Genomic DNA, 14,664 nt, shown 5'->3' with positions numbered 1-14,664 from the left:
AACTGGCTGACCTTTATAATACGAAAGGGGCAGGATAGTTGAAGAGTGCTGTTTGACCTTTGTTCAACAATTGGGCCAGATAATTGAGCAATAAAATAAGTTATTAGAGTGTCTTTCAAACTCTATCATTCTTACAGCGATTTCATAAATTCTAACATTGTGTATTGAAACTTATGTTACTTTATTAATAGAGGTGACATTTATGAAAAACAAACCAATCTATGTGGAAATTCCAATTCAGGCAACTATAGACGAAGTATGGAGTATGACTCAAAAGCCTGAACTACATGAACAATGGGATTTGCGTTTTTCTTCTATTACCTATTTACCGAAAAAATCAGAAGGTGATCCGCAATCCTTTTTATATGAAACGAAATTGGGATGTGGTGTAAAAGTCGCTGGCTGGGGTAAAAGTATCGGTACGCATAATAAGAAGGATGGTTCAAAAACATCTTCTCTTCACTTTGGTACCGATCAAAAAATTTCGCCAATTTGTGAAGGGAAAGGATATTGGCAATATATACCGACAGATAACGGAACCACATTTCTCACCCAATATGATTATGATGTACGTTATGGTTTATTTGGACGGATTTTAGACCCCTTTTTTCGGCCAATCATGGGGTGGGCAACAGCTCTAAGCTTTGATGTGCTAAAACGCTGGATTGAAAAGGGGGAATCGCCACGATCACAGTATGTACGTGTCATTATTAACGCTATAGTAACAATGCTCTTTTTCTTTGTTTGGCTTTATCAGGGGCTAGTACCGAAGATGATTGCCAAACATCCTGAGGAAGTATCGATGCTATCTAGTTTAACTTCCTTGGAGGGGACTGCTGCTGTAAAGGGTGTAGGAATAATAGGCGTTCTCGAGATTTTATTTGCAGTGGTTTGGCTTCTTTATCGTAAGAAAAGACATTTACTTGTTCTGCAGATGATTGTTTTTCCAGTATTAACTATCAGTACCTTAATCGCTAGTCCTTCCTTCTCATCGCACCCGTTTAATCCTATTACATTTAATGCTAGTCTGTGGGTCCTTTCGTTTATTAGCTTCTTACTAGCAACTGATTTGCCATCGGCAACAAGTTGCAAGCGTACGAGAAAGGGTGAATCATAATGACAATCTACAAAGACCTCTTAGGTGAGGATTTTCAAAGACTTCATCCTAAGCTACAAGAGCGTTATGCCCTACCAATTGGTAAACCGTTTAATGGGGTTGGAACGATGTCAAAGATTGAAACGGGGGCTTGCTGGCTAAAACCCTTTTTAAAATTAGCAACACGCTGGGAATTTCTTTTTCCCGAAAACGGGAAGGATGTGCCGTTTTCGATCAAAAATACCTGTAGATCATTGCCGACTGGTGAGGCAGAAATATATTGGGAGCGTACTTTTTATTTTGAAGAGATTACTCGGCATTTTAATGCATTTATGACGGTTGATACGAAGCGTAGAGTTGTGAAGGATTATTTAGGGGAGCCGAGCTTATTTTATTCGGATTTAAAATTTGCGGTGACACCTGAAGGGCGCATACACATTCGCTCTGGTCCACAACGTATCGTTATAGGTAACCTAGAGTTTCCAATTCTTCGGTTATTAGAAGGAGTTGTGACCGTTGTGGAAGGGTACGATGATGCCCGAGAAGTATTTACGATTCAAGTCGATATACGAAACCGAATCGTAGGAAGGTTGATGGCTTATGAAGGCGAATTTAAGGTGCAGACTCTTTAGTTCAATCACCATTGCAGGCGTGTTCTTTTTCATAGCAAGCAGCATTTTGACATCTGAACCCTATTTGTTAATGCTGACAGCTGCACAGTTGATTTTCGTGCCACTTATGCTCCAGCTACTATTTGAAACAAAGAGGAAACATATTATTTTCAATTGGATTGCTATGCTCTCCATCTTTTTATTGCAAGTTGTCCCATCAAGTACAGGACAGATGGTACTCGCTTTTATTTATGTGATTTTAACCTTTTTTGTGGCGTGTTATGGGCTAAAGCGATTTTTTCAGCGTGGTTTTACAAATTGGGCAGAAATATCAATTGATATCGGGATGATGTATTTATTTGTAGGCGGACTATGGTTCTTTGCTTATATTGCGGGAATTGATACAGGTTTTAGTCCACTAATCACTTGGTTAACAGCTATTCATTTTCATTACTCTGCCTTTTTATTGCCCATATCTCTTGGTTTTTTTGGACGCTTACACGTTTCAACATTGTATCGATTAATTGTGCCAATTATTTTAGCAGGTCCCATGCTCGTCGCCATTGGCATTTCATTTTGGCCATTACTAGAATTCATCTCTGTGTTGCTGTACATATTTGCCATTTACAGCTTAATCGTACTTGCATTCCGAACACGTTTCCTTTCACACTTGCAGACGATATTGATACGGCTATCATTCAGTGCACTAGGCATCACAATCTTATTTTCATTGCTTTATGCGACAAATAATTCGTTTGGACTTTGGTTTGTTAGTATTGATTTTATGCTAAAATTTCATGGCTTATTTAACTGTTTAATTTTTGGCATGTTAGGCGTACTCGGTTGGGTGCTTGTGCCACCTAAAACGAAGCAGGATGTCTGGAATTTCCCAGTGAGCCAAATTCGAGGTACGTTAAAGGGAGCAGGCAAGCAACATCCAGGACTAGTGGATGAACTAAGTGATTTTGTTGATGTCAAAACTTTACCAAAAACAATCGTCCATTTTTATGAGAACACAGATCAGTATCGGTTATTTGCTTCTGTAAAATGGGCAACTTGGTTTAAACCGTTTGCGGTGTGCTATAAATTGATAAGTACAAAACTACAGCAATTGAACTTGCCCATCTCAAGTAAACGTACTGAAATGACATATAAAATACGTGCTGTTGATCAAACGCTTGATGGGAGGAAAAATCCACGCGCATGGATTCGCCAGGTGAAGGAGAATACCGTATTTGTGGCCATTTATTCTCAGCATGAAACGGAGGGCAGGACGTATATGAATATAGCACTTCCTCTACCCTATTCGTCAATGATTGGTATTTTACAGCTTGACGCTATCGATGGCTCTCTTATTCTTTCGAGCGAGGGAGAAAGTGACTCTGGTATTTATTTAGCAGCTGGCAAAACGCTTTTCAATCTTCCATTATCCGAGCACTTTTTAATTAATGAAACAATTGCAGGATTACTCACAGCACATCACAAAATGCGAATCTTTGGCATCCCTTTCTTACATATTGATTACTCCATTAATCAAAAATGATGGTGTAGGTTATTAATGCTTATTTGGAGGGATTTAAAGAGGGGAAATTCAATAATTAGATGAATTGGAGGATAATAGTTTTTTTCTAATTATTTATACAAGAATTGTTACGACAATAATATTCCATTAAAGGGCGCTATTCTTTAATAAGGATCGCTTTTCTTATTGAACAAACGGGTGCGTTAGTTCCGTAGGATGCACTAAAGAAGACCACTTATATAGGGTGGTCTTCTTTTATATATATCCAATTCTATCCATAACATAATGGTATAATTATACATATTCTAAGGAGGTAGATTATGTTTAAGAAAATCATCATATTATTCGGCTTTTTGTTCGCTTGCATTGGTCTTTCATCTTTCCAGATTACTTCTGCAGAAGGGCAAGTAGATGAAGAAGTTATTATATTACCTGGAAATGACACATTAGTTGAAGAGGATATTAAAACAGCAAAAAAACAAACAGAAAAAGTTATGCAAGACGTGGCGGCTCACCCGGAATTATTTCAATATGCAACTGAAATTACAAATGAAACAAGAGCAGCGATGCCATATAATTTCAACTTTGATTTTAAATAATATTTCTTCTAAAGCTAACGGGTGCGTAGTTGCTTAAGGAAAATGTTTAAACGACTTTATTTCTGCTGATGGTTAAAGAAAATTTTAACACCGTCTGAATAATAGGACGGTGTTATGTGTGTTTTATAAAAGCAAAATTAAACAACTGTATTGTCACCGATCAGTAAGTTAGTTAAATGTATGCTAAATGAATATACAGGAATTTCTCGTCCTTTTATATAATTCTATTAAGTGACAGACATGTAGAAGATAATTTGCGTAAAATTATCAAGAAATGTAATTTATATTTAGTATAGTTTAATTTTTATAAAAATGATGTATTTTTATATGGTGAATATTGTATATTCGTGTTGTGCTTAATGTGTTATTTTAACAAAATAATAACTAGGAGGAATATATGTTAATAAAGAAATTATTTGCATTGAAAACTGCACTGAGGGAGTTCACCAAGAAATTGTGGGTATTATGGTAAAATAAAGGTAATAAAGCTAACGGGTGCTTTAGCTGAAGATCGGAGCTGTTTTTAAGGCAGCTTTTCTTTATGCAATTAAAGAGGGAAGATAATCCGATAATAAAAAAATACATTTTTACCGAGATTTAGTAAAATTAATTAGAGGAGAAGGGTGGTTAATCATGAAAAAATATTTAGGGGTTATTTCGTTGCTTTAATTATCTTGGTTATTTGTTTCTTTTCTGGAAATATAACACAAGTAATTGACCCTGGAGTAACAACTTTTCGTGTATTGATGATATGTGGAATCATTATATCTTTCTCTTTCTCTTTTCTCAGTGAGAAAGGACTTTGGAGAAAATTAGCTTTAGCTCTTAGTATATTTGTTGGTTTAGTTTACTTTATGGCTGTTGAATTAATGAGAATAATATTCCAAGGTAATGGATTTAAAATTGTTTTTTCAACAAACAGGTGCTTACTTCATTACCAGGAGCTGATCAACAGCTCCTTTTTCTTATGGGGGTACCCTAATAGTTCTCACATGTCACTGCAAAATTCTATATACTAAAATTAATTAAACTAGAATACACGAAGAACCTTTAAATAGAAGTGTAATACGAGGAGGAGATATCATGCTTATTACGGAACGGCATCAATTAATTTTAAAGCTATTAAAAGAAAAGGAGAATGTTAAGATTCATGAGCTAGTAGAATTAACAAATACTTCAGAATCTACTTTGCGTCGTGATCTAGATCAATTAGAAAAGCAGAACTACTTAAAACGTGTACATGGTGGAGCTTCACTTTTACATAGTAAACGAGACGAACCAAGTGTGTTTGAGAAAATAACGCAGAACCTTGAGGAAAAAGCTAAGATAGCAAAATATGCGGCAGAATTAATTTTGGACGGCGACTGTGTTTATCTTGATGCTGGAACAACAACGTATCAGATGATCAAACATTTAAGACAAAAAGATATCGTTGTCATTACAAACGGAATTGATCATTTAGATGCATTACTTGAAAATGAAATATGTACATATTTTATTGGTGGATTTGTTAAAAAGATTACCAAAGCTACAGTTGGACGTTATGCATACGAAAGTATAAAAAAATACAGATTTGATAAGTGTTTCATGGGTGCGAACGCTATTCATTATAATTTTGGATTGACTACCCCAGATCCAGAAGAGGCGCAAATAAAAGAAAGAGCCATTTTTTTGTCACGTGAGGCCTTTGTATTAGCAGATCATACAAAATTTGGAGAAGTATCATTTTCTAAGTTTGCAGATTTAAACCAGACAAAAGTTATTACGAATGAAGAAGGTACAATAACGTTAGGAAAATATAAGGAGAAAACGGAGATAATTATTGTGAGGGACTAAAAACTAAATTTGCTATCGTTGAAGGAAAGCTGGTATTCAAACTGTCTGATTCAGACATTTAGAATACCAGCTTTTTTTTGAAGGAGATTCTGAAATTATTTTTTTGGAAATTTTCCCCTTTGTTGTATCAATATAATAAAGAATGCTTGATTTATTGTAATGTGGCCAATTAACAATGAGGGAAAATCTGCTCCATGTATTAAACATTCCATTTGAAAGTTTAATATTTTATGTTATTAATATATTTTTTTGGAATAATTGTAACTATTGACAATTATAAACAGTTTTAATATAATCAAAATCAATCAAAACCAATCAAATTCATTCAATTATAATTCTAATGTGTAAAGGGTAATTATATTGTTATACAAAAGATGAAAGCGTTATCAATCAATTAAGATGTCAATGTGAAAAAACTATCAAAATCAACCATATTTCCATTATTTCAACCAAAAATATTCATTTAAGGAGGTGATCTAGTTTAAGAGAGCGGTAACAATTTCTCGTTCTGTAGCTAATTATTTTCATCTTCAAAAACTAGGGGGATTAATATGGTGAAATATGTAAAAATGCTAGGAATACTAGTTTTGGCGTTTGTAATTGCCGCGATGACGGCATGTAGTGGGGCTAGTGAATCATCAAATGGATCAACAGACGGTAACGAAGGACAAGAAGGTAACAAACAATTAACGATCGGTGTAGCGGTGGGTAGTTTAGCAAACCCTTTCTTCGTCTCCATGGGTAAAGGTGCTGAAGAAGCAGGAAAAGAATTAGGTGCTGAAGTTCTAGTTGAAAGCGCTGAATATGATTTAGCAAAACAAGCAGCTCAAATTGAAAACTTTATTACGAAAAAGGTAGATATTATTCTTTTAAATGCTGTTGATACAAAAGGAATTGCGGCAGCTGTTCAACAGGCCAAAGCTGCTGATATTCCAGTAGTTGCTGTAGATACTAATGCTGAAGGTGGTGTCGATGCCACTGTTACTTCAGACAACTATCAAGCTGGTAAACTAGCCGGAGAATATGTGATTGAACAATTAGGTGGAAAAGGAAAAATAGCTATTATTGATGGACCTCCTGTTTCGGCTGTATCTGATCGTATTCAAGGATTTGAAGATGCAATAAAGGATTCCGAAATTAAAGTAATTGCGAAGCAAAATGGAGAAGGGAATCGCGAAAAGGCATTAACGGTGATGGAAAGTATTTTACAAGCTCATTCATCAGGCTCTATTGACGCTGTATTTGCGATTAATGATCCAGAAGCAATTGGTGTTGAAATTGCTCAAGAGCAAGCGAATCGTAAAGATGAATTTTTCATTGTCGGAGTAGACGGTGCTCCTGAAGCCACAGAAGCAATGGCAAAGGAAGGAAGTACAATTGCTGCAACTTCAGCTCAGTCACCTAGTAACATGATCAAAAAAGCTGTTGAAATCGGAATGAAAGTGAAAAATGGTGAAGAAGTTGAGGAGCTTATTAAAGTTCCAGTTGAGATTGTAACTCAAGATACATTAGATTCTTACCAAGGTTGGTAAGAATCTTTCAATAAATAGGCTGATAAGGATTCCTCCTTTAATCAGCCTATTCAAATCAAAATAAGGGGTGAGATAAAGGTATGGCTGTCAATGAAATGTCCCTTAAAGGCCAACAAAGTCTAAAAAAGCCAGTGTTGAATATGGAAGGGATTAGTAAAACGTTCTCAAGTGTAACCGTATTGAACAATGTGAGAATTGAACTTTATCCAGGTGAAGTACATGCATTAATGGGAGAGAATGGCGCTGGAAAGTCAACTTTCATGAAAATCCTCGCAGGCATTCATACACCTGATGACAATGGTGGGAAAATCTACTTAAAAGGTCAACCAATTTTATGGAAGGACCCTACTGATGCAAGGAACAAAGGAATTAGTGTTATTCATCAGGAGTTAAACCTTTCTCCTAATTTAACAATAAGTGAAAATATCTTAATGGGTTCGACCTTTCCTAGAAATGGTTTAGGAATGGTGAAATGGGATGAGGTTCATGAACGTGCCCAAGACGTGTTAGATTCAATGGGGTCGAATCTAAATCCACGCCAATTGGTTTCGACCTTAAGTGTTGCTCAACAACAAATGGTCGAGATCGCTCGAGCATTATCCTTTAATGCAGAGGTACTCATAATGGATGAACCAACCGCCTCTTTAACAGATAAAGAAATAAAAAAGCTGTTTGAAATTATTGATGATTTGAAAAAGCAGGGAGTTGCTATTGTATATATCTCTCACAGAATGGAAGAAATCTTTAAAATTTCTAATAGGTTCACTGTATTACGTGACGGTGAATGGATTGCAAGTGGGCCGATTGAAGAGACAAATCCTGATCATCTCGTAAAGCTAATGGTAGGACGGGATTTAAAGGACTTGTTTAATCGGTCAAAAGCTTTTGGTACAAAAAATCCAAAGGAAGTTTCACCTGTACTTGAATTGAAAAATGTTTCTGATAACACAATTGTAAAGAATGTATCTTTAAAAATTTACCCAGGTGAAATTGTTGGTTTAGCGGGGCTTGTTGGAGCTGGTAGAACAGAATTGGTAAGGGCTATTTTCGGTTTGTCCGAGTTGAAAAGTGGCGAAATATTGGTTGATGGTCAATCTGTTAGAATCAAATCCTCAATAGATGCTATTGCTAATAGGATTGCACATGTACCTGAAAGCAGGAAAGAACAAGGGTTATTTTTATCAATGTCCGTAAAAGAGAACATCATAATGGCTGAATTGAAAAAACATGCTAAAGCGGGAATTGTTAGTTGGAAGCAAGCAAATGAAAGCGCTAACCAATATATTGAAGACTTAAATATAAAAATAGCTTCCCCAGAACAGCAAGTATCAAACTTAAGTGGTGGGAATCAACAAAAGGTAGTGATCGCTAGGTGGCTATCAATTGCACCAAAGGTATTACTACTTGATGAGCCAACACGAGGGGTTGATATAGGTGCCAAGACTGAAATCCACAAGATTGTTTCAAAGCTTGCAGATGAAGGATTGGCCGTTTTAATGATATCATCTGAACTTCCTGAAGTATTGGGGGTAAGTGATCGAATACTTGTCATGAGTGAAGGAAGGTTAACAGGCGAGCTTTCAAAGGAAGAAGCTACACAGGAAACAATTATGCGTTTAGCTACCAAAGGGGGGAGAGAGAAATGAGAGGGAATACGCAAACTATTACACATTCACAACGCCTAAATATAGGAAATGTCCTTTATTCTTTATGGAATAGGCTTGGCATGATCATGATTTTATTATTATTGTGTGTAGTACTTTCATTTACAGCACCAAACTTTTTAGATACAGCCAATTTATTGAATGTATTAAAACAAGTTTCTATTATTGCTATTTTAGCTGCTGGGATGACAATTGTTATTTTAACTGGTGGAATTGATTTATCAGTTGGTGCAACAGTTGCTCTATCTGGCGTTATCTCAGTCATGGTCTCTTCTGCAGGAGTTAATCCTATAATTGCGATGTTATCAGGCGTACTAGTAGGGTATGCAGTAGGACTGATTAATGGATTTCTCACAGCCAAAGCAAAGTTACCAGCATTTATTGTTACACTAGGCAGCTTCACATATGTTCGTGGACTCGCTTATGTCATTAGTGGTGGTTATCCAATTGTTTTACAAAACGAAACATTTAAATTCATAGGTGGTGGAAGTATTTTTGGAATCCCCACTCCTATTTATATCATGTCTTTAGTATATGTTGTGATGTTTTTTGTTCTTAAATATACGATGTTTGGTCGTCATATTTATGCGATTGGTGGCAATGAAGAGGCAGCTCGGTTAACTGGAATTAAGGTTGAAAAGTCTTTAATCAATGTGTATTCGATTAGTGGTTTACTAGCTGGTTTAGGAGGAGTCGTTTTAGCGGGAAGGTTGTTTTCTGGACAGCCAACTGCTGGTCAAATGTATGAATTAGACGCAATTGCTGCTGTTATTCTAGGAGGAACAAGTTTAACAGGTGGAAAAGGGAAAATAATAGGAACAATTATTGGGGTTTTAATTATGGGGGTAATCAGTAATGGGTTAACTCTAATGGATGTCAACTATTATTGGCAGTTAGTTGTAAAAGGTGGAGTTATTGTAGCAGCCGTTTTATTAGATCGATTGCGCGGAAATAGTCCAGCATAACGATCACATGTCATTTTAGATTTTAAAAAAGGGATGTGAAATAAAAGTGAAGAGGATTATTAGTATTCTACTAATATGTTCAACTGTCACTTGTTTACCATTTAATAGTGCATATGCAGAAGACCCTGGGTATTATAATGAACCATACCGTAATCAATTTCATTTTTCTCCTGAAGCTAACTGGATGAATGATCCGAATGGTATGGTTTTTTATAAAGGTGAATATCATTTGTTTTATCAATATCATCCGTATGGAACGACATGGGGGCCGATGCATTGGGGGCATGCTGTCAGTAAAGATCTTGTTAATTGGGAGCATTTGCCGATTGCTTTATCGCCGGATGAAAACGGTCAGATTTTCTCGGGGAGTGCTGTTATTGATTGGAACAATACAGCTGGCTTTGGAAAAGAAGCAATGGTTGCCATCTTTACGCATGCAGGGGATAAGCAAGTCCAAAGTATAGCGTATAGCCTAGACAAAGGAAGAACTTGGGAAAAGTATAAAGGGAATCCCGTAATGCCAGACCCTCCTATACAAGATTGGCGCGATCCTAAAGTATTTTGGCATGAAGAATCAAACCAATGGGTTATGTCGTTAGCGGCTAAGGATAAGATCATGTTTTATACCTCACCTAATTTAAAAGAGTGGGAGTATGCAAGTGAATTCGGCGAAGATGGTGGAATACAAGCAAATAGCTTAGACAGAACTTCTTATACCATGTCATCCCAGACAGGTGAATCATTTAGCTATGAGGGAGATATTACCCTTAATGAGAAGAATGGGAGAGAAGGGACAGGCGGTTTAGTTTTTCGGTCAGATAGGAGTGCAAAGAACGGCTATGTTGCGAGCTTAGATGCCAAAAACGATGTCATAACATTAAGTAAGAATGTAGATGGAACAAACGAGGAAATTGCGAGAAAACCTTTTACCCTCAAAACTTCAACTACCTACCATGTGAAGGTGGAAACAGATGGGGATCAAATTCAAGTCTCTGTAAACGATCAATCTGTTATAAAAAAAACAGATATAGAATTCGATTATGGATACTATGGATTGTCAGCGTGGAATTCAACGGCTGCCTTTCGAAATGTGGAGTTCAAGAATACATCTAACTTTGAAACCAATTTATCAAAATGGACAGATGTAAACGGAAGCTGGGAGAACACGATGGATGGAAAAAGTGGAACCTCTACGGAGGATGCTTTTGTAATGAGTGGTCAAACAGGGGATAACTTTTTTTATGAAGCAAACATTGAGATATCTGGGGAAAAAGGTGGCAATGGAGCTGGCTCGCTCGTTTTTCGTGCAGATCCTAATGCAACAAGCGGTTATATGGCGAATATCGATGCTTTAAACGATACAATAAAAATCATGAAAATCGAAAATGGAGACATATCCATTCTAGCTGAAAAAACAATAAATTTAGATACAGATAAAAGGTACCATTTAAAAGCAAGCACTCATGGAAAAAATATTAAAATTTCTTTAGATGGTAATCTCATTCATGATGTAAATGATTCAACTTTTTCATCAGGGCATTTTGGCTTAAATGTTTGGAATTCATCCACGTTATTCCAAGATGTTCAAGTTGGTAAGAACATCATGACAAATGAGAAGGAAATTACTAATCATGATTTTGAGACAGGTGATCTAACTGGGTGGAGTACAATCGAAGGTAATGCTTTCACAAAAGATCATGTGACAAATGTACCATCATACTGGGGAGGGGATTTCGGCCACCAAGGAAACTACCACTTATGGGGGTTTACTGATCTTCAAAAGGGAGATGACGCAACAGGTGAACTGCACTCCGCATATTTTAAACTAGATGGCTCTGGAGAAATCAACTTTCTGTTGGGCGGTGGTAATGATATCAACAACCGCTATGTTTCGTTAGTGAGAGCCTCTGATGATCAAGAATTAATTCGACAAGCCAATACCAAATTTAAAGAAGAAAAATATCAAAAATACGTCTGGGATGCTTCTAAATACATTGGAGAAGTGTTATATATTAAAGCTGTAGACCAAGCTACAGGTGGTTGGGGTCATTTAAACATGGATGATGTTAATGTTTATAATGAAGGGGCCATGCCAAATGAAGTAGACCAAGTTGCCAAAGAGCCTGAGAAAGATGATTCGAAAGAAAGCGGCATCCTTACAGACTGGTCTGCTGTTTCTGGAGAGTGGATACCTTCTACTCATGGTAGTAACGGAGGGATTTGGGAATGTCCTACCCTAATCGAATTACCAATTGATGGTGACCCTTCAAAAACAAAATGGGTACTACAGGTAAGCATTAATGATGGCGCTCCTGCAGGCGGGTCAGGTATGCAATATTTTGTAGGTACCTTTGACGGGAAAACGTTTAAAAATGAAAATCCTTCCGATCAAGTGTTATGGACTGACTACGGGGCAGATTATTATGCCGCAGTAGATTGGAGCGGAATTGAAGGTAAAAATGGCGAAAAATATTGGATTGGCTGGATGAGTAATTGGCAATATGCAAATAATACACCAACTTCGACTTGGAGAAGTTCAACGACATTGCCAAGAAAGATGGAGCTAACTCAGACAGATGAAGGTTTACGTTTAAAACAAACACCAGTTTCTTTAAAAACCATTCGAGATAAGAGTGAAAAAATTTCATATAAAAATAAAGTCATATCTGGTGAAAGTAACCTCCTATCTAAACTATCAGAAGATACATTTGAAATGATAGCTGAGTTTGATGTAGATGATATAACAGCAACTGAATTTGGCTTTCAAGTTCGAAAAGGAGCAACTGAATATACGACTATTGGCTATGATGTTGCCACCAAACAGTTATTCGTAGACCGTTCAAGTTCAGGAAGCTTTGATTATGGGAACAATGTAGTTGGTAAGCATGACGGACCGTTAAATGCATTAAATGGGACTGTGAAAATGCATATTTTCATTGACCGATCTGCTGCAGAAGTGTTTGGAAACAAAGGTGAAACGGTTATTTCTGATCAAATTTTCCCGGATCCATCAAGTAAAGGATTACAAATTTATAGTAAGGGTGGAGAAGTTACATTAAAGTCTTTGAAAATATACCCTTTAAAGAGTATATGGAAAAGATAAAGACTAAATTTCAATCCTATTATAGAGGGGTTGATAGTAAGAGTTTATGAAGGCTGTCGAAAATGATCGATAGCCTTTCATTTTACCTAAATCATTTGTGGGAAAATCGAATTAAACTGAGGGAGTTCAACAAGGATAATTCACAATTTGTATAGAATATGTAGATAACAAAGAAATTCAAATAAGGGGTGTGCCTCACAGTGGAAATTACCATCAAAAGAACAAGTTTAACTGAAGTAGATATGTTGTTGACCATTCAGAAAAAGGCTTTTGCAGAAGACTATAAGTTATACCAAGACCACGATACAACTCCTGTAAATGAGACACCTGAAAAATTAATCGAAAATATAGAACACTATATCCATTACACAATATGGTCAAATAACAAAATTATCGGTGGAATAGATCTCCGTAAAAAAGAAAATATACTGTTATTAGACAAACTATTCATAGCAAAGGACTATCAAATTAAAGGTCTCGGAACAAAGATAATGAAATTAATTGAGGCTGAATTTCCATTAATAAAAATTTGGCGTTTATATACTCCATATTTAAACAAAAGAAATCAATATTTTTATGAGAAATTTGGCTATGAAAAAATAGGAGAAGTTCAGCTAACTGAAAAGCTTTTGTTATTTAAGTATGAAAAATGTATTTAATTTAAGGCGAATTTAAAGTACATAAAAGGAACACAAGATGAGTTTCTTGTTGAACTAACGAGTGCGTTAGCTGAAGATCGTGCTATTGGTAATTATATATGCTTACGATGCTGTTTAAGGAGTGAGATTAAATATTAAATTTACCAAAACTTTCAGAAGTAAAGATATTAAAACTATCTGTTCATGCATTGTTAATAGGTGTTTTATTAACTTTAGTTAGTTTAATTGTTAATGATGTTATTTCAATTGTTTTTCATGAAAGAATTACATTGAATTTATTTTTTATTAATTTAATTATGGTTTTGTGGGCAATGCAAAATACAAAATATCAAAAACAATGAACTTGAGTTTAGTAAATAAAGTGTTTTTTATTCAGCTAACAGGTGAGTTAGCTGAAGATCGGAGCTGTCTTTAAGGCAGCTTTTTCTTATGGCACTAACGGGGCAGTTTAGTGAAAGAACAATCAATTTTTAGTACCAACTACTAATAGCAAGTGTTAAAATTAAAGTAGGATGACTTTTATATTAAACAATGCTACGAATTTTAAGGAGAGATAAAATGAATCTTTTTGATTTATTGTTAGAATCAACCAATCAGTTAGTCGAGGAAGTTAAAGCATTGAATTATGAACAATTAAATGCCAAACCTGCTCTGGATAAGTGGAGTATCTCCCAAATTTGCCATCATTTATATTTGTCAGAAAGTCTGTTTTCTAAGTCTATAGAAAATGGGTTAAAGGATAAAGACTATGAGAGTGTCGCCCATAAACCTATACATTTGGTTTCTGATAGAACCAAAAAATTTGAATCACCTGAAATTGCTAAACCAACTGAAGAGCCTGTTGATGTTGAAAATATGTTAAATATATTAACGAAATCAAGGGAAAATTTATTAAATGTTCTTCGTGCAATCGATGATAAGTCTATCCTATCTAAAAAAGCAGCGAAACATCCTGCATTTGGTGAATTATCTTTAGAACAATGGATTGAATTACTGTACATACACGAGCAAAGACATATTGAACAAATAAAAGATATAAAGTTAGTTAAATCTTATGGATGATAGGTGTTTGTGAAG

Annotated in this window: 12 protein-coding genes and 1 pseudogene; all 13 read left to right on the top strand. The window is 35.7% G+C overall.

What is annotated here, in order from left to right; genetic code table 11:
• Nucleotides 1-202 precede the first annotated feature (202 nt).
• The 13 genes and pseudogenes from J7E52_RS25810 to J7E52_RS25755 all read left to right on the top strand — a co-directional run bounded on the left by J7E52_RS25810 (nucleotide 203) and on the right by J7E52_RS25755 (nucleotide 14,649).
• Entirely contained in the window at nucleotides 203-1,117 is a 915-nt protein-coding gene (locus J7E52_RS25810; RefSeq protein WP_214751287.1) for a DoxX-like family protein, read from the top strand.
• Nucleotides 1,117-1,728, top strand: a complete 612-nt coding sequence (locus J7E52_RS25805; RefSeq protein WP_214751285.1) for a DUF4166 domain-containing protein — start codon at nucleotides 1,117-1,119, stop codon at nucleotides 1,726-1,728. Before J7E52_RS25810 ends, J7E52_RS25805 begins: the two co-directional genes overlap by 1 nt.
• Complete coding sequence (locus J7E52_RS25800; protein WP_214751283.1) at nucleotides 1,697-3,250, top strand: YndJ family protein; 1,554 nt, start codon at nucleotides 1,697-1,699, stop codon at nucleotides 3,248-3,250. The genes J7E52_RS25805 and J7E52_RS25800 overlap by 32 nt, the downstream gene beginning before the upstream one ends.
• Before the next feature lie 299 nt (nucleotides 3,251-3,549).
• Nucleotides 3,550-3,828, top strand: coding sequence for a hypothetical protein (locus J7E52_RS25795; RefSeq protein ID WP_214751282.1), 279 nt, complete (start codon nucleotides 3,550-3,552; stop codon nucleotides 3,826-3,828).
• A gap of 623 nt (nucleotides 3,829-4,451) precedes the next feature.
• Nucleotides 4,452-4,847 carry a hypothetical protein gene (locus tag J7E52_RS25790; RefSeq protein ID WP_214751280.1) on the top strand — a complete coding sequence of 132 codons (396 nt, stop codon included), beginning with the start codon at nucleotides 4,452-4,454 and terminating at the stop codon, nucleotides 4,845-4,847.
• A gap of 64 nt (nucleotides 4,848-4,911) precedes the next feature.
• Nucleotides 4,912-5,664 carry a DeoR/GlpR family DNA-binding transcription regulator gene (locus J7E52_RS25785; protein WP_214751278.1) on the top strand — a complete coding sequence of 251 codons (753 nt, stop codon included), beginning with the start codon at nucleotides 4,912-4,914 and terminating at the stop codon, nucleotides 5,662-5,664.
• 551 nt (nucleotides 5,665-6,215) lie between these two features.
• On the top strand, nucleotides 6,216-7,196 hold the full coding sequence (locus J7E52_RS25780) for an ABC transporter substrate-binding protein (RefSeq protein ID WP_286198086.1): 981 nt from the start codon (nucleotides 6,216-6,218) through the stop codon (nucleotides 7,194-7,196).
• Nucleotides 7,197-7,384: 188 nt separating this feature from the next.
• Nucleotides 7,385-8,842 (top strand): sugar ABC transporter ATP-binding protein, encoded by a 1,458-nt coding sequence (locus J7E52_RS25775; protein WP_396020321.1) that lies wholly within the window; start codon nucleotides 7,385-7,387, stop codon nucleotides 8,840-8,842.
• An 80-nt stretch (nucleotides 8,843-8,922) separates the two neighbouring features.
• Nucleotides 8,923-9,825, top strand: a complete 903-nt coding sequence (locus J7E52_RS25770) for an ABC transporter permease (RefSeq protein WP_225988884.1) — start codon at nucleotides 8,923-8,925, stop codon at nucleotides 9,823-9,825.
• A 55-nt stretch (nucleotides 9,826-9,880) separates the two neighbouring features.
• Nucleotides 9,881-10,915 (top strand): annotated as a pseudogene (locus J7E52_RS27570) (glycoside hydrolase family 32 protein); the annotation flags it as partial.
• A gap of 78 nt (nucleotides 10,916-10,993) precedes the next feature.
• Nucleotides 10,994-12,928, top strand: a complete 1,935-nt coding sequence (locus tag J7E52_RS27565) for a glycoside hydrolase family 32 protein (protein ID WP_396020322.1) — start codon at nucleotides 10,994-10,996, stop codon at nucleotides 12,926-12,928.
• A 200-nt stretch (nucleotides 12,929-13,128) separates the two neighbouring features.
• A complete protein-coding gene (locus tag J7E52_RS25760; protein WP_214751276.1) occupies nucleotides 13,129-13,587 on the top strand; it encodes a GNAT family N-acetyltransferase in 459 nt (152 codons plus the stop codon).
• Between the two features lie 558 nt (nucleotides 13,588-14,145).
• On the top strand, nucleotides 14,146-14,649 hold the full coding sequence (locus tag J7E52_RS25755) for a DinB family protein (RefSeq protein WP_214751275.1): 504 nt from the start codon (nucleotides 14,146-14,148) through the stop codon (nucleotides 14,647-14,649).
• Nucleotides 14,650-14,664 lie beyond the last annotated feature (15 nt).

Source organism: Bacillus sp. ISL-34 (genome assembly GCF_018613325.1).
Lineage (GTDB): Bacteria > Bacillota > Bacilli > Bacillales > DSM-1321 > Peribacillus.
The sequence above is the reverse complement of the archived record's forward strand: the minus strand, read 5'-3'. Positions and strand labels throughout refer to the sequence as shown.

Bases quoted from the DNA above. Each gene is read 5' to 3' on its own strand.
- J7E52_RS25810 (WP_214751287.1), top strand. From the start codon at position 203: ATGAAAAACAAACCAATCTATGTGGAAATTCCAATTCAGGCAACTATA.
- J7E52_RS25805 (WP_214751285.1), top strand. From the start codon at position 1,117: ATGACAATCTACAAAGACCTCTTAGGTGAGGATTTTCAAAGACTTCAT.
- J7E52_RS25800 (WP_214751283.1), top strand. From the start codon at position 1,697: ATGAAGGCGAATTTAAGGTGCAGACTCTTTAGTTCAATCACCATTGCA.
- J7E52_RS25795 (WP_214751282.1), top strand. From the start codon at position 3,550: ATGTTTAAGAAAATCATCATATTATTCGGCTTTTTGTTCGCTTGCATT.
- J7E52_RS25785 (WP_214751278.1), top strand. From the start codon at position 4,912: ATGCTTATTACGGAACGGCATCAATTAATTTTAAAGCTATTAAAAGAA.
- J7E52_RS25780 (WP_286198086.1), top strand. From the start codon at position 6,216: ATGGTGAAATATGTAAAAATGCTAGGAATACTAGTTTTGGCGTTTGTA.
- J7E52_RS25770 (WP_225988884.1), top strand. From the start codon at position 8,923: ATGATCATGATTTTATTATTATTGTGTGTAGTACTTTCATTTACAGCA.
- J7E52_RS27565 (WP_396020322.1), top strand. From the start codon at position 10,994: ATGGATGGAAAAAGTGGAACCTCTACGGAGGATGCTTTTGTAATGAGT.
- J7E52_RS25755 (WP_214751275.1), top strand. From the start codon at position 14,146: ATGAATCTTTTTGATTTATTGTTAGAATCAACCAATCAGTTAGTCGAG.